The organism is Psychrobacter sp. H25, assembly GCF_059076335.1.
On sequence record NZ_JCACRV010000001.1, the window covers coordinates 2,400,620 to 2,417,388 of the forward strand.

General features: G+C 45.8%; 12 protein-coding genes. 6 read left to right on the forward strand and 6 right to left on the reverse strand.

What is annotated here, in order from left to right; translation table 11 throughout:
- Window positions 1-144 precede the first annotated feature (144 nt).
- Entirely contained in the window at window positions 145-1,047 is a 903-nt protein-coding gene (locus AC5JPO_RS09795) for an acyl-CoA thioesterase (RefSeq protein ID WP_319051593.1), read from the forward strand.
- 98 nt (window positions 1,048-1,145) lie between these two features.
- Here the strand turns inward: AC5JPO_RS09795 and mutY are convergent, their stop codons facing one another.
- The 5 genes from mutY to AC5JPO_RS09820 form a co-directional block, all read right to left on the reverse strand.
- Window positions 1,146-2,420 carry an A/G-specific adenine glycosylase gene (mutY, locus tag AC5JPO_RS09800; RefSeq protein WP_443526666.1) on the reverse strand — a complete coding sequence of 425 codons (1,275 nt, stop codon included), beginning with the start codon at window positions 2,418-2,420 and terminating at the stop codon, window positions 1,146-1,148.
- 91 nt (window positions 2,421-2,511) lie between these two features.
- Complete coding sequence (locus tag AC5JPO_RS09805; RefSeq protein WP_443526664.1) at window positions 2,512-3,441, reverse strand: GIY-YIG nuclease family protein; 930 nt, start codon at window positions 3,439-3,441, stop codon at window positions 2,512-2,514.
- Between the two features lie 23 nt (window positions 3,442-3,464).
- A complete protein-coding gene (gene ylqF / locus AC5JPO_RS09810) occupies window positions 3,465-4,421 on the reverse strand; it encodes a ribosome biogenesis GTPase YlqF (protein WP_443526663.1) in 957 nt (318 codons plus the stop codon).
- Window positions 4,422-4,595: 174 nt separating this feature from the next.
- The gene (locus AC5JPO_RS09815; RefSeq protein WP_443526662.1) at window positions 4,596-7,739 is read right to left on the reverse strand and encodes a DUF2339 domain-containing protein; all 3,144 of its coding nucleotides are present in this window, start codon (window positions 7,737-7,739) and stop codon (window positions 4,596-4,598) included.
- Between the two features lie 351 nt (window positions 7,740-8,090).
- Window positions 8,091-8,828 (reverse strand): dienelactone hydrolase family protein, encoded by a 738-nt coding sequence (locus AC5JPO_RS09820; RefSeq protein ID WP_443526661.1) that lies wholly within the window; start codon window positions 8,826-8,828, stop codon window positions 8,091-8,093.
- 235 nt (window positions 8,829-9,063) lie between these two features.
- On the opposite strand from AC5JPO_RS09820, the gene AC5JPO_RS09825 reads away from it, so the two are divergent.
- Window positions 9,064-9,591, forward strand: coding sequence for a YcgN family cysteine cluster protein (locus AC5JPO_RS09825; RefSeq protein ID WP_443526815.1), 528 nt, complete (start codon window positions 9,064-9,066; stop codon window positions 9,589-9,591).
- Between the two features lie 49 nt (window positions 9,592-9,640).
- Here AC5JPO_RS09825 and AC5JPO_RS09830 read toward each other — a convergent pair whose 3' ends face one another.
- Window positions 9,641-10,921 (reverse strand): Lnb N-terminal periplasmic domain-containing protein, encoded by a 1,281-nt coding sequence (locus tag AC5JPO_RS09830; protein ID WP_493853930.1) that lies wholly within the window; start codon window positions 10,919-10,921, stop codon window positions 9,641-9,643.
- A gap of 264 nt (window positions 10,922-11,185) precedes the next feature.
- Here AC5JPO_RS09830 and AC5JPO_RS09835 point away from each other — a divergent pair, with 264 nt between their 5' ends.
- From AC5JPO_RS09835 to AC5JPO_RS09850, 4 genes are all read left to right on the forward strand, one after another.
- Window positions 11,186-12,085, forward strand: coding sequence for a CBS domain-containing protein (locus AC5JPO_RS09835; RefSeq protein WP_319051586.1), 900 nt, complete (start codon window positions 11,186-11,188; stop codon window positions 12,083-12,085).
- Between the two features lie 297 nt (window positions 12,086-12,382).
- Window positions 12,383-13,957 carry an apolipoprotein N-acyltransferase gene (lnt, locus tag AC5JPO_RS09840; protein ID WP_443526657.1) on the forward strand — a complete coding sequence of 525 codons (1,575 nt, stop codon included), beginning with the start codon at window positions 12,383-12,385 and terminating at the stop codon, window positions 13,955-13,957.
- A 191-nt stretch (window positions 13,958-14,148) separates the two neighbouring features.
- Entirely contained in the window at window positions 14,149-14,604 is a 456-nt protein-coding gene (locus tag AC5JPO_RS09845; protein WP_443526655.1) for a hypothetical protein, read from the forward strand.
- A 361-nt stretch (window positions 14,605-14,965) separates the two neighbouring features.
- Window positions 14,966-16,471: a peptide MFS transporter gene (locus AC5JPO_RS09850; protein WP_442967666.1), complete on the forward strand. Its 1,506-nt coding sequence runs from the start codon at window positions 14,966-14,968 to the stop codon at window positions 16,469-16,471.
- Window positions 16,472-16,769 lie beyond the last annotated feature (298 nt).

The following is a 16,769-nucleotide window of genomic DNA, read 5'->3' on the forward strand; positions in this document are numbered from 1 at the left end:
CGTTCTACAGTATCGCTTGTGTCTGTTAGCAAGTGATCTCATGTTATTTTACATGCAAGCGCAGCAGTTATATCGCGTCGATATGGTTAGATGCTTATTTTCGAATGCTGGGTGTTGTTGATAAAAATAAGGAAACATATCGTCATGTCCAATAATTCACAACTGATCGATGAGCTGCTGGCTACCATCGCACTTATTGAAGTTACCCCTGATGTCTTTGAAGGCAAAAGCCATGACTATGTGGGCAGTCGTATATTTGGTGGACAAGTGCTTGCCCAAGCGATCATGGCAGCCGCGCATACCTTGGAGCAAGACAAGCCCTGTCATTCACTGCATGGGTACTTTTTGCGCGGCGGGGATATCAATCAACCAGTGATCTATCAAGTGCGCCGTCTGCGTGATGGTCGCAGCCTCTCTGCACGCGAAGTGACGGCTATTCAGTATAAAGAAGTACGTGGTAAGCCGCCTGTTGAGCAAGTGATATTTTCGATGATTGCCTCGTTTTCACCGATGGAGGAAGGGCTTGAGTACCAAGAGGACATGCCTGTTTATCCACCGCCAGAAGACTTGCTGACCGAGCAAGAGTTAAAAGAAGAGAATGTTGGAAAAGTACCAGAAGCGCTCAAAGCAAGATTTATGCGCCGCCGTCATGTCGAGATAAAACCCGTTAAGCCGCGTAACCCGATTAGCCCAGAACCTATGAAACCCAAACAGGCAAACTGGCTACGTATTCATAAGCTTGGGAATCAGCCAGTAGCGATTCAGCAAGCACTATTGGCATTTTCGTCGGATTTTTATTTGGTTGGCACGGGGCTGATGTCACATGGCGTGAGCTTTATGACCAGTGGGTTACAAGCCGCTAGTATCGATCACTCGATGCATTTTCATCGTGAGTTTGATCTGAATAAATGGATGCTATACGACATGTGGAGTGACACCACTTCTAATGCGAAAGGGTTAAACCATGGTCAGTTTTGGCAAGAAGGCAAACTGGTCGCAACCGTGCAGCAAGAAGGTCTAATGCGCTTGCGTGTGCCAAAGTCTTAAGATTCTTAGTTTCAGCTACCTTTACATTGCCATCATAAAAAAGCGACTCACTGTCTATAGTGAGTCGCTTTTTTTGTACCAGTTTTTTACACTGACTTTTATTCTAAGATCTTAATCATCGCACGCGGCAGTCCTAAACTATCCTGGGCTGTTTGTTCAGTCAGCCATTTAAAATCAATCTCAGCCGCTGCTAATTTCTCATTGAGCTCTAGTATTTGCGAAGCATTGACCGTTAGTTTTTGTGGGGTTAAATACCAATGAAAATGAGTTAATGAGTGCTTGATAGGCGCATCATCAAGCAATGACTTACTGACTGATTGTGCAGCTAGCTTATTATTCGTCAACCATTCATTAATAATTTGCTCAGCCGTGGTGAATTCGGCTTCGTATACTTTTTCATGACTACGGACGTCACTTGGCACAGTTGATGATTTATCATCGCTCGCTGGTTTTTTAGCATCAGTCTTACCAGTGGCTTTACTACTTGTCTTACCGTCAATTTTTTCTACAAACTGTAATGGCAAGCTCCACAATCCACCCCAAATGCCATTGTCAGGGCGTTGTAGCCATAGTATCTCACCGTCTACATTTTCTATCAGCAATGCATTACTAAACTTACTTGGTTTGGGCTGTTTTTTGGCTTTGACGGGGTAGTCAGTCTCGCGCCCTTCTGCATGTGCCAAGCAGTCGGCTTGCAATGGACATAATAGGCACGCAGGCTTGCGGCGAACACATAGCGTTGCGCCCATATCCATCATCGCTTGAGCAAACAGTCCTGAGTTTTCTTTTGGGGTCAGGCGCTCCGCTAGTGCCCATAACTCTTTGGTCGTGGCAGACTTGGTAATGTCACCATCGATGGCCGCCCAGCGCGTTAATACGCGTTTGACATTGCCATCGCAGATGACGCCGTAACGGTGTAATCCCATCGCCATGATCGCGCCAGCAGTAGATGGACCAACACCAGAAATAGCCTCCCACCCTGCGAGCGTCTGCGGGAAGTTGCCTGTTTCATCGATTACCTCGACCAACTGCTTCGCGCCTTTGTGCAGATTACGTGCACGCGCATAGTAGCCAAGTCCTGCCCAATGCTCTGCTACGGTATCCCATTCTGCTGCGGCTAAATCCTGCACGGTCGGAAACGTCTCCATAAAACGCGCAAAGTAGGGTAATACGGTGGTGACCTGCGTTTGCTGAAGCATCACTTCAGATAGCCAAACAATATAAGGATTGGGCGTGTCGGTTTGATGCTGTTGCCACGGCAAATCGTGGCGACCGTTTTCGGCAAACCAATCGAGTAGGCGTGGAGCGAAAGAGTCTAATGCTGTTGTAGGCTGAGAAAAGGGAGTGTCGGGTATGGCGGTAGGTTGGGTCATAGGCTCTTATAAAATTGACATTAAGTAAAGGGAGCTTTGATTATACTTAAGCAAAGCGTTTATCCTATATGGTGATTATCTGGTTGATTTACTAGCGGTAAATGTCGCTAAGTGTTTGCCCTGAGCCGTTTTTCCATTCTACCCAGCCATTGGTTGGTCGGCCAGTAACCGCTTGCGCTGCGCCACTTGGCGTTTTAAAAAGCTGGTCTTCTGTGAGTCGATAAGAATCACTATTGTGTTCAACTAATTTGCCATTTACTAACAGCTCGTGTGTCTTGTTAACAGCCCATTTCCCCAATGATGGCGTATGCCTTTTGCGAAAGAGGGAGCCTTTTAACAAGACAAAACCATCATTATCGTAGTAGCCTTGAGCATCGCAGTCTTTGGCTTTGCAATAAAACAGCATTGGTTGCTTGTTAGGTACGACTTCTGGTGCGTCTTGGAGAGACTGGCAGGTATCTGGTATCACTGGTTGGTAAGCTTCAGTATTAGGAGTATCAATACCGATCGCTTCAAAAACTGGCTGTCCGAGGGTAGATAGTAAAATATCTAATGTGTGAAACAGTTCTTCGCAGTCTGCTTGAAGCGGTGCAGGCGTGTGCGGCTTGCTGCCATTATTACCATTTTGCAAATCGTAACGCCCAACGTCTGTGGCAATTTGAATGGCTTTATGCTCCATATACAGCGCATGCGTCTGGGTAATGGTGTTATTGGTTGAGAGCATGACAAACACCCTTGTCCAAAAATCTTTACCATTATTATGGCTTTTTAGGCGCTGGGTTAAATCGCCTGTTTGCCCAATATAGAGTAGTGGTTTGTCCGTACTATCAGTATCGCCGATTAAAAAGTATAAGCCCACTCGTTTGGCATCGGGCATGTTCAAAAAATCTGCAATATGAATGCGCGGTACTTCAATCAGACGCACGGTGCGCGTGGTCATCTCAGCGACACGCAGCCCACGAGGGTTACCTGTGGGCAGGTAGATTTGAATGGTTTTTGCTGAGGGTATTAATGGATTCATAAAAGCTTATATTGTTGAGGGATCTACTTCCGATTCTGACGGGTACGCTTTTTACGTAGACGTTTTTCTTCTTCCTTAGCTTTGCGCTTCTCTTCAGCAGCGAGACGTTGTTCAGCGACGACAATTTCTTCTGCTTCAATCATAGCTGGGGTTTCAAGCGTCATACGCCCAATTTTCGCGCTACGCAGCTCATTGATGAGAATCTCAGACATGCGATACGTATCGACTTGGTTGCCCGCGCGCACACAGCCGCGATTACGACCCGCCACTTCAAAGAACTCCCAGTCAGTCTTGGGCAGTTCTTCAATTTTGTAGCGAGATTTTAGCAGCTCAGGATAGGCGTGCATGAGGTACTCAGCGGTATAGCTTGCCACATCAGCAAAATCAAACGCCGTATCACGGATGCCACCCGTTGCGGCTAGACGATAGCCAGAGTTTTCGTTTTCAACTTTTGGCCACAGCATACCAGGCGTGTCATAGAGCATGATGTCATCATCGAGCTTAATCAACTGCTGCGACTTGGTTACGGCTGGCTCGTCGCCTGTCTTTGCCACGGCGCGTCCTGCTAGCGTATTGATCAGTGTTGATTTACCGACGTTCGGGATGCCCATAATCATCGCTTTGATCTGACGGCCAGTACCGACTTTGTTGGGTACGAGATGCTTACAGATGGCGATGATGCGTTTGACGTCATCTGCTTTCTCCGTATCACAAGCAATGGCCTTGACACCATTTTGCTGCTCAAGATGGTCCATCCACGCTTGGGTCAATTCTGGATCGGCAAGATCGGCTTTATTCAGGATTTTGATTACAGGCTTTTCGCCGCGTAGTGCTGCAACCATCGGGTTTTCACTACTATGAGGGATACGCGCATCAATGACCTCGATGACCAAATCCATCTGCGGCATGATTTCTTTGATTTCGTTACGGGCTTTGTTCATGTGCCCAGGGAACCACTGAATGCTTGTTCTCTTATCCATTGTCTTTCATAACCTTTTTATTCATAAAATATTGCATTAAAGACAGTGCGCGATTTTGGTAACTTTTGGCATTGTCTTTATTCATAGTCGCCAGTTTACTACAGAACCCATGTATTCACGGGACAATTTCACCTGACCAGTTCACTTGATCCGCTCGCTTGACCAGGTACGCCACTACTCTTGATTCTTATTTTCTATTTCCTTGGTGGTTGGTGGTAAAGGCGCAAGATAACCAATCAATAGTATCAAGCTACCCGCGCCAAGGAAGGAAATCACGCGCCAAATCGCTTCGGTCTGTGACAGATCAACCAGTACCAGCTTGAGCACGACGACACCTAGCAATCCAATACCCATAAACCAAAGCGCGCGTTGCCAGTAGCGACTCGCCATAATGGTGGCGACCAATGCCAAGAGCGTCCATAAAATCGTCAGTCCTGTTTGCACTTGCTCACTTTGCCATGCACCGCCTTGAGTGCCAGTACCGTCCCAGAGCGGTGTACCGATAAAGGCGTGCAGCGTTCTAACTAACATGCTAGATATCAGCCAAAAGCTAATAAACCCTAGTACTATTAGCAAACTGCCAGCATTGAATATCTGCTTGGTTTTGGTGACTGTACTTGATTGGATAGGGTTTTTGTCTCGGTGTCGCCAGCTTATATAATAAAGACTAAAACCAACCAATAGCGTCAACCATGAGGTAATGTCGTAAAGGTTGAATAATGGAAAATAAGATATGTCCCAAACTATACCGTCATAAGACCAATTGGTCATGACAACCCAAAGTAAAGCAATGGGCGCAAAGATCGCAGCACATCCTCGTAGTGCCTGTTGCCAGTCAAACCAATACAGTAGCCCTTGTTGTGAAGTTTTATTGGTTGATGGGTTTTTTTCGCTTTGAGTGAGATCACGATGACTGAGATCACGATGACTGAGCCATAGCCCAGTCAAAATGAGCACCACTGAGCTCAATACTGCCATGATGCCATCAGAGTCTGGTAAGCCATAATGCGCAGCGGCAGCAATCAGTAAGATACCAGTACCCAGCCAACTAATAGCCGTATAGCGTGAGGTATTGTTATTATTAGACCCTGTATCAAAGCAGATATCAGACCATGCTTTTAGCCATAGCTGACCTATCATGAGCCAGCCGATTATCAAACCTACGAATATCAGCCATTCTGCTGGCGTCCATGTCAAATTGAGCTCAAACTTTTGTGGGAGTTGTACCACTAGCATGAGACAAAACAATAGTAGCAATCCACGACTAAACTGCCGGATCTCCGCCCATGGGCGATAGCGATTGATCATCCAATAGGTCGTTAGGCTAATGAGTGCAGCTAGCGCAATGACCGTGGTCTCTAACTGCCAAATATCAAACCAATGATGAAGATCAAGTATGAGCACTTGTAACACCCACGCCATAGCAGTCACTGTTAGGAACTTTATTAGTCTAGGACTGTGCCAAACAAGCTTGAATGCGCGGCTTTGATTATCAATAGAGGTTAGCCATTGCTGGGCAGCTTGGGTGCTGACACCAAGCGTACGGGCGTAACGAGTAACCGACTCTGAGGCAGTTGCCGCGTTGTGCTTATTGCTGTTGCCATCAGTGTTGCTATTATTGAGCTCAGTCATGAGCATGGTAGGGGAGTTGCTGGCGCGTAAGATAAAGACAGTCGCCAGATAAGCAATCGCTGAGACACTAAAGGCTAAGACGGGATAGTCTTTGATAGAGAATATCGCGGTGGTCAAGAGCATGCCGATACTAACAAGCTGTAAAAGCAAACCAAATAACACGGACCATGACCGTAAGGAGCGCCTGCCAAACCAGACCAATGCGAGCCCCTGTACTGACCACCCAAAAGCAATCCACTCAGCATCCAGCGCCAGCGGTATTACCAGCGCTAAAAACCCAAAACCCAATGCCAGCATACCTTCAGTAATGAGTGCATAGCGCCCACTACGCTGCACAAACAGCCAGCCTAGTCCGAGATACACCGCTGCCAAAATTGTACTAGTAAAGGTTAGGGCATTTGGAATGTCATCGAGTAAGGCAGCAAATAAGCCAAAAGCCAGAATCGGTACTGAAAACAGCAGTCCGGTATCGATGGGGAATAGGTAGGGGTGATTACTTTTAGGTGTTTTGTCCAAATGTCCTAGTATGTTTGCATCATCTGTATGGTTAAGACTCTGGTCATTAAGCGTATTGTAAGTAATGATTTGCTGCGCATAACGAATGACGACAAATAAATAAAGCAGTAAATGTAATGCAACCAGTATCACAAGTGACCAACGCTGCGACTCTATGACAGCGCTCAGATTTTCACTGACGCCCCAGTAGTAGGCCAAGCCAAACGTCACCGATGCACCGAATAAATTTAGGATTTTCCATGGGCGATAATGAGCAATAACGGCAATCGTGACATTTAACAATAGATAATAGCTAAATAACGTGACTAAACTCCCCGTATCGTCACTGGTCAGAATTGGTGCAAAAAATCCACCAGACAATGCCAATAACGCTAAAGGAAAGGCATTTTGGCGTACGGCTAAAGCAATCGTAATCGCAGACAATAACCCTAGCCCAATAAAGCTCGGTACACTCGGAATGATCTGATAGACGCTATAGGCAAAAAAAGTACTCAAATAAGCAATCGCTAAGCCTGCACCTTGTAGCGTAATGCCATACGAGAAGCGTTTTGCCGTGAGCTTCAATCCAAGTGCTGACAATGCTAATCCTGTGATACCGACGGCTATCAGCTTTGTGGTAATTGAAATCTCGACATACTCACTTAATAATCGCAGTAGCAATACCACTCCGATGAGTAGTACCAGTACCCCGACACGCACGACAAGATTACCACCGAAAAACCAGTTTTTGATGGAATGAATGAGCGATGTGACGATGGGTAGTGAGCGTTCATCAGGCTCAATTGGGGCAGCTGGTGCGCTCGGTACTGGCACGCTATACGCAGTTGTTTTTGAGTGGGGTTGACCTATAGTTCCATCATTAGCGACGCCCGATATGCTATTTTTGGCTGGCGCTGGTGTTGACACCGGTGCCATCGTTGGCAATGGTGGCGGTGATGTGGGTGACGACGGGAGTGAGGATGTGACTGATGATGTGCTTGGTAAGGTATCAGCTGTTGACGGATGTTGTGAATCAAAAGCTGTACCCTCAGTAGCATTGTTTGTTGCAACGTTATTAGAGGGCTCAGTCGCATTATTTTTAGGCGCATTGTTTTCAGTTGCGATATCTTCAGCAAAAGGTCTACGCACATGACCATTGTCATCAGCCAAACGGTTAGATGAGGCAGTCATACGACTTATACTATTGTCTTTTCTGAGGTCTTTTCGCTGTGTAAGCTCAGATTGTAGTTTCGTGACATCGCGGCGTAGATGCTCGATTTTTCGAGTTGTCCTAGTGTATAACGCGACTACCACAATCAATAGAATCGTAAAAGCCAGCCAACCGAGCTGGGTCACCAATAGATATAACATCTTCGTCACTCAAGCCAACAGATAGTAAGGTGATAATGACGCGATTTGATAAGAAGTACAAGACTGGTCTGATAACGTGTCTCAGAAATGGTGGTTAAAATATACGCAAAATAAAAGGACAGCTTAAATAGTTAAGCTGTCCTTCTTGATAAGTTTTATATCAAACTGCTTTTATGCCAAGTTTGCTTTCATAAACTCAATCATGTTTTCCCAGCTTTGCTTAGCCGCTGCTTCATTATAGCCAAGGTCTACTTCATTGTTGGCAGCGCGCTCATCAGCATGCGGATTGGTAAAGCCGTGCTTAGCGTTGTCATAGACATCGATAGTGTAATCGACATCAGCAGCATCTAGCTCTGATTTTAGACCTTCGATAGCGTCCATCGATACCATTGAGTCATCACGGCCATGAGCGACGAGTACTTTTGCGGCAAAGTTTTTGTCTGCTGGCTGCTTTGGCGTTGGGTTACCATGGAAGGTTGCAACAGCTTTTAGTGGCATGCCTTCGCGCGCCATATCGAGGACAACTTTACCACCGAAGCAGTAACCGATTGCGCCTAGGTTGTCACCATCAACTGATAACTGATCGCTAAAGTCATTTAGAATCAGACGGCAGCGCGACATGAGCATGTCTTGATCAGCCAATACTTGCTCCATCCACATGTTGGCCATGGCAGCATCAGTAGTTAATTTTCCTTCACCGTAGACATCCATAGCGACAGCCGCGTAGCCTGCTTTGGCCAAACGCTCTACTACTGATTTTGGATGGTCGACCACGCCCCACCATTCTGGTGCGACCAAAATACCTGCTGCTGGATTATCATCTGAAGCATTTTCTGGCAGTGCAACATAGCTGATAAGTTCGATACCGTTTTCGGTTGTACTGATTAATTCAAAAGTCTTAATTGACATATTATTGTCCTTTTTTATGTTATGAGTTTTAATTCTTTGTGGCTGTGATGGTTCGTGTTCCTAACTCGTACTACCTTAACGCCCATGTCTAGCAAAAACAGCTATAATACTGTAACGCTCTTTATCAAAATGCTACTGCGACCTTATGACTATAAATTTGTTAAACAAAAATGATGACAAACCAGACTTGCACTCAAGTATTGATTCAGATACTAAGCCTACGCAATCGATAAGTTTGTTTCCTGATAGCTCTAGTGTCGATTCTAATAATGGCTTTAAGTCTGAGCCACTGCGCCCGCAGTTTTGGTCGCAATTTGCATTGAACGAGCTGAATCATAGCGAATGGGAAGCATTGTGTGATGGCTGCGGCAGTTGCTGTTTGATCAAATACATCGATGAGGATGAGGACGGCAATGTAGACGAAGAGCTAGTTGAATATACCGATGTCACCTGCCAGCTAATGGACTGTGCGACGGGGTATTGTAGCCATTATGCGACGCGTCAAGAGTATGTCCCAGATTGCATTCAGCTCACCATGGACAACTTGCCCAACATGATGTGGCTACCATCGCACTGTGCTTACAAGCGGTTATATAAAGGACAGAGTCTGCCAAGCTGGCACCTGTTATTGACTCAGGATCCAGTGGTGACACAACACGAAATGCGCGCTGCTAATGTCGGCGTTGCAGGGCGCTGTGTGTCTGAAACCAGTATGTCTGAGGAAGAGATGGAGATACGGGTGGTCAGTTGGGTTAACCCTTAGCAAAAATACTGCGCTACTTTTATTTCTTCATTTATTCGTTAGATGATACTTAGTTAGACGCCTGAGCAGTAGACTTGGCTTTTGCCTCAGCACTAGATTGAGAGTGGGCGAGTGGTGGTAGTGGAATGTCTTGACGAATTTGCTGTGAGAATGCATGGCTATTGCCAATGGAGTGCAGATTGTCAAAACCGAGCGACTTTGGATTAATATGAGTACGCTCATACCATGTATCCATCGACCAAGGTTGATCGGGCTGTTCTGGCGCTGCATCGAGCATACCAACATCATATAGATAGTTAGGTAACCACCCAGAGACCCAAATCCGGTAATCCCATGGCAAGCGATCGCCACTGACAATACGCGCCATATAAAAGATAATATTGGTGCAGTTGCTCGTCAATGTGTTGTACCAAGCAGGTTTGTTATTTAGCTCATCAATGGCAGTCAGGTAGGACTCAAATAATGATCTGACTTCATGCTGTTGCAAGTTGCTGATGGGAAATAGATAGACCTGCTCACCGCGTGCGTTGCTACGGGTATAGATAATGTCACGCTCTTCTGCCGCAATCAGGCTCAGCTCATAACGCCTAAAAAACCCAGCAAGGGCTGAAAACGACTCACCATCTTCTTTACGAATTTCAAAGGAAAAGGCAAGTGGTCTATCGTCTTCAAAACGAAAGCTGACCAAAGTATGAGCGATGAGTGGTCCCATCCAATAAGAGTTGGTCACATCGATGCCTGAGAGTTTGGACAAATCAATCGTACGGGTATCCCAGTGCGCGGTTGCTTCTGTATCTGTACGCCAATCAAAGTTGCGGACATTGGTTAGAGTAATCAAATTAGGGTTGGTCGCATTACGCTTATAAGCGACTTGCTGATCGACCTCAGCCATCCAGTCACGATCCTGCTTGGGCTCAATAGAAAAAAACCAACCTAGACCCATAAACCAAATCGCGCCGTATAGTCCGATGAGCCATTTATTGGCAGTGGCTTTATTAGTCACTGTGTTGTCAGCTGAGGTATGGCGATACAGTATTTTTGTGACGGCACGCCAATAGCGGGTGCTAAGCAGTGTTCCTAGTAGACTTATGATGACAATGGTGAAAAGCCAGGTCACTATAGAGCCTATCCCGTACTGGTACCAAATCGCTAGCAGCAACCATACTGCCGATAGGAGCAGAGTAATAGCAATCAAAAAAGACACGAGCCGATGTCGCCATGTGGATTTTGGCTGTTTGCTATCTGCTACGCTATCGCTCACGCTACGATCCTTAGGATGGCGGCGTGAACGCGACGAGAGCAAGCGAGAAAAAAGAGAACGTAGCGACATAGGGTTTGTTTTGCTAAATAAAGGCTTTGACCATAGCAAAGTTTATAACACGCTGACAATACAAATTGAGTGAATTTGTCGTTGAATGTCGGTGAGCCTTGCGATAAAGTGAAGCTAATTTGTGCTGGCATGTTTACGATTGAATCATCAACTAATGATAAATCAGCCATTTTATTTGCTACTTTTGTCCCCATCTAGGCGCTACTTGTTTTTATTCACGATTATTTTAATTGCCATTAACTAAAGAGGTTAAATCACACCACCATGTCTGACGACACTCCCAGCCCGAGTAGTTGGTCGATGCGCGGCTTAAAACGCTGGCTATCGACCGCCCCCGAGACCCGTGACGAATTGATTCGTCTGGTACAAGACTCGCGCCAGTTCTTAGAGCCTGATACGGTCGATATGCTAGAAGGCGTACTCGATCTACCAGCAACCCAAGTGCGCGAAATCATGACGCCACGCCCGCAAGTGATTGGTATTCACGAAAGCACCAGCCTTGCTGAAGTGATGGACATTATTCTTGAGACCACGCACTCGCGCTATCCTGTTTTTGACAGTCAAGATGATGATGCCGTTATTGGTATCTTACTGGCCAAAGATTTGATTCCTATTTTGGTTCATATGGTGCGTAACCAAGAAGACAAAATCGATAGCAAACGCCTAAAAGACCTAGTACGTCAGCCGCTCTATATTAGTGAAACTGCGCGCTCAGATACTTTGCTACGCTCGTTGCAGCGGACGCAAGTTCATATGGCGATTGTCGTCGATGAGTTTGGTAACTTTGGCGGTGTGGTGACCATGGAAGACTTGCTTGAGGAAATCGTCGGTGACATCGTGGATGAGCATGACGACTTTGATGAAGACAGCGACATCAACAACATCGTTGCAGATCCAGAAAAGCCGAACACATGGCGTGTCCAAGCGTCTACCGTCATCGAAGACTGCAATGATGAGCTTGGTAGTCGTTTCGATGATACCGATGTCGACACGATGGGCGGATTGGTCATGCAAGCACTCGGTTATGTCGGCGACCTAGAAGGCGAGAGCGTTTTGATAGATGATTGGCAGATTACCATCACTGATGTTGAGGGACGATTTATCCAAAACCTAGAGCTGACCAAGACCACTGCAGACCAGCAGATATTAATAGGTAGCCATTAACTTATTCATATAGTTTGTTAGCCAGGTCTTAGCAGCTGAGTGCTCAATGAATTTCGCTAGTAAATGTAATAAAAAACACGATAAAAAATCGTGTTTTTTTGCTTTCTGGCTTTTACTTTTTAGTTTGAGGTTTCGCTACGCAAATTTACCCATTGATGGGTTTTGACTGGTATCATGGGTGGGTTTTATTTGTGGTTCTGCATGACGTATGATGCAGCCAGCTTTGCCTCAGCTCTACTTTAATTTTTTAGTGCTGAGCCGTGAAATATTTGAAAAATATAGTCTTGGATAATTGCTATGCGCCTGTCTACTGTTGATTTACAAAAACGCTTGAACCCTGAGAAGTCAAAAGGCTTACATTTGGGATTGGCGGCACTGATATCTTTGTTGGCAGGGGCTGCTTTTATACTTGCGCTCGCGCCTTATGGCATTTGGCCAGTGGCTCTGATATCGCCTGCTATCTTATATGCACTATTGATGCCTGAGATGACAGGTCGCCGCGCCTTTGTTATTGGTCAGGCATACGGTACAGGGCTTTGGTGCGTGGGGGCATTTTGGCTATATACATCTATTCATGTTTACGGCTCCACCCCTGCATGGCTTGCGCTAATTATGATTGCGTTGATGGGTCTTGGCATGGGATTGTTCCATGGGTTTTTGGCGTTGATTTTCAATCGCGTGGTTGGCAAACAGCCATTATCTTTTGCCGCGCTTTGGATACTCCAAGAGTGGCTGAAAACATGGTTGTTCACAGGGTTTCCTTGGTTGTTTGTCGGTTATGCCTTTACTGAGCAGTATTGGCTGTCATCGCTCGCTCCTGTTGCTGGCGTCTTCACGGTTTCCTTTGTGGCGATACTATTGGCTACCAGTATCGTTGAGCTGCTGCGTCGCCGTGGCGGTTACATGATTCCATCTATTGCGTTGCTGGTTATTAGTACTACGCTGTGGTTGGTCAATCCGCAATGGACCAAGCCCAAAGGTACACCTGATCTGTCAGTGTCATTGATTCAAGGCAATATCCCGCAAGATCTAAAATGGCTCACTGAGTATCAGATTGAAACCCTAAAAATCTACGCTACTTTGACGCGTGACGAATGGGGCCGTGATCTTGTTTTGTGGCCTGAGTCATCGATTCCTATGTTTCAGACAGAAGCAGTTGGCTTCATCAATGAAATGGTAGCGATGGCGAAAGAAACGGATACGACATGGGTGACGGGTATTCCCTACAAAGACGAAGCCACGTTTGATGCCAGTACAGACAAGTATGCGCCGTTTTATAATAGCGTGGTGGCGCTTGGTGCTCAGGCAGAGGGTCTATACAAAAAGCAGCGTCTAGTACCGTTTGGTGAATACATCCCGTTTCAAGGTGTGCTTGACATATTGCCCAATCTGGCTGGTAGTCAAGACATTATGAGTTATAGCCGAGGCAGTGACCAACAATCACCGTTACAGGTGCGTGGTCATAGCTTAGGTGCTGCCATCTGCTATGAAGTCGCGTATCCAGATACGACGCGCAAAAACGCGATTGGTACGGACTTTTTATTAACCATCTCAAACGATGCTTGGTTCGGTACGTCAGCAGGTCCACTACAACATCTGCAAATGGTACAGATGCGCGCACTAGAGAACGGTCGCTGGTTTATGCGTGCGACCAATACAGGTGTGACCGCTATCATCGATCACAAAGGTCGTATCGTAGAACGCGCGCCACAGTTCGAGCGCACGGTATTACGCGGTGAGGTGCAAGCACGAGTGGGTAACACACCATTCATGCGCTTTGGTCATTATCCTATTTTATTTATTATGGCGCTATTACTCATACTGAGTTACTTGGGCAAGCGTCCAAAGACTCCAGTACGTCTGGGTAAGTAAAAACGATACACGCTCAATGGTGATAGCCTATGATAATCAGGTAATTGGGTGAATGATGGCTATATATACCAAAAATGAGTAGTAAAATTGTTGATAATAAACCCTTTAAATACTTAAGGGTTTTCACAAATCAGTATAAATTGCGATATAATAGGTCAATATTTCAAATATTTTGTGCAAGGTGATAAGGTATGTCAGAAGGTATCGTCAATAACAATCCAAAAAAAGAGCTGTTGTTTACTCTGGGCGGCATTGCCATGTTCTTAGGTATTGTCTTACTCATTGGTGTTTCTGCATTTTTGCGTCCAGCAGGTGAGCATATCACTGCTGAGTCAACGGAAGCATCAGCGGCGGCAGACGAGGCAGAAGCCATTGCGACTGAAGACACAGCTGCTGAGACAGATACTGCGATGGTTGCAGAAGATGCAGCAGCACCTGATACGGCTGCAGATGCAGCGGTAACACCAGCAGCAGCAACAGACGCTGATAGCGCAATTGTTACTGCAGAAGCAGGTACAGCGACAGCTTCTGGTACAGTGAGCCAAGCCGCGGTTGCCGATACTGACTTGACCGCTGAGCAAGCAGATGGCGATTTAGATGCTGGCGATGCCGGCACGACCGCTGACGATACTGCCGCCGCACAGTAGTGTTTGCTGTCGTGACTCGATAGGTAAATAGCTACATTGCGAAATACCTTATAAGTAGGTCATTCTATAAGTACTGATTATTAGTCATATCAATATGATAGATGTGTTGATAAACCTATAAAAAAGCCCGTTCTCAATCATCGAGAGCGGGCTTTTTTATGGGTATTTGTGTAATTTTTAACCAATTATTTCTTTACTTGATTATGGCCAAGTGAAACAATGTTCCGCCTATATGACCGCTCGTCTGGATAATAGGGCATTTGGTCATTAAAAAAACAATCTTTAAAGGAATAAAGCTGTGATTACAGAATCAAAAACAGGTACTAGTGCAGCAGAGCTGCAAGCACTAGACAATGGCTTTATGGGACACCCAGCGCCATTACGCTCATTATTTTTTACCGAAATGTGGGAGCGGTTCTCCTACTATAGTATCCGTCCATTATTAGTTCTATTTATGGTTGCGACTGTGGGTAGCGGCGGTTTTGGTTTTAGTGAAGTCACGGCTTCTGCTATCTATGGTATTTTTGCAGGTTCGTTGTATTTAGCAGCGGTACCAGGGGGTTGGTTGGCTGACAACTGGCTTGGTCAAGAGCGCGCGCTGTGGTGGGGCAGTATTGTGATTGCTCTTGGTCACTTATGTATCGCGCTTTCTGCCATGTTTGGCATGACATTGTTCTTCGTAGGTCTAATCTGTATCGTCTTGGGCTCAGGATTATTTAAGACCTGTATCTCAGTCATGGTTGGCGCGCTATACCCTAAAGGGGACTCTCGCCGTGACGGTGGTTTTACCTTGTTTTATATGGGTATCAATATCGGCGCGCTATTGGCGGCACTGATCGTTGGTGTCTTCAAAGAAAAAGGCATGTGGCATGTCGGCTTTGGCGTCGGTGGTTTGGGGATGCTCGTGTCCTTGCTTATCTATCGTTTTGTCGCGCAAAAAAATCTGACTCGTTATGCCACAGCCAAAGGTATCTCTGCCGAATGGGAGCATTCCAATGACCGCTACAAAAACATTGGACGCTGGGTTGGTGGGTTTGTCGCGTTGTTAGTCGCCGTAGTGCTATTAGTGTCTACTGGCATGATATCGTTCAATCCTGAGATGGTCGCAGAGTACATGACGTATATCATCGCTGCGGTGGTCATCTTATATTTTGCGATTATGTTTATCTCACCGCGCCTCGATAAGACGGACAAATTACGCTTGTTGATTTGTTTTGTCTTAATCATCGGTTCGACGCTGTTTTGGTCAAGTTTTGAGCAGCAGCCCACATCTTTTAACTTATTTGCTGATCGTTATACCGATCTAAACGTTTTAGGGTTTGACGTTCCTAGTATCTGGTTCCAGTCATTGAACCCATTGTTTATTTTGATACTGGCGCCTATCGTCAGTATCATCTGGGTCAAGCTTGGTAACCGAGGTCTTGAGCCAAGCAGTATGGCGAAGTTTGCGCTGGGTATGTTACTTGCCGCTGCGGGTTTTGCTTTGATGATTTTTGCCTCTAAAAGCATTTTAGCACCGGGTGCTGGCTTGGCATCGCCACTATGGTTGGTTGGTAGTTTATTATTACTGACGCTAGGTGAGTTGGCATTAAGCCCTGTTGGATTATCTGCAATGACTAAGCTGGCGCCGGAGGGCATGCAAGGTCAGATGATGGGGTTGTTCTTCGCTTCTATCGCCATGGGTAACTTGGTTGCTGCGTTCTTCGGTGGTCATGTATCTGCTGACAAAATCGAAGGGTTGCCAGGACTGTTTACTACCATGACCATATTCTTGGTGGTGACAGCATTGTTTTTGCTAGCACTCGCTAAACCTATCAACAAAATGCTTAGAGATAGTGAGCGTGAGAAGCAGCTGGCCAAACAGTAAGCGACGTCTATGGAGCTGAGTGACCGGTATAGCCGCGAACGACAACGGCATAAATGACGTATGACAAGACGTGTTACCATTGCTGGTAGCACGTCTTATTGTTTTATTTAGTGAGATATTTGGCATCAGTCATTGAAAGCTTACACTCTGCCCAAACATCTAAGAGTAGCTCACGCTAAACATCAGTGACGCAATATCAACCTCAATCAAATATTCTCAATAAGTAGAAGCAACTATCAAGCAAACACAGTTAAAGAAAGTGCTTACTTAAACAATTACTATCGATAATAAATATTTT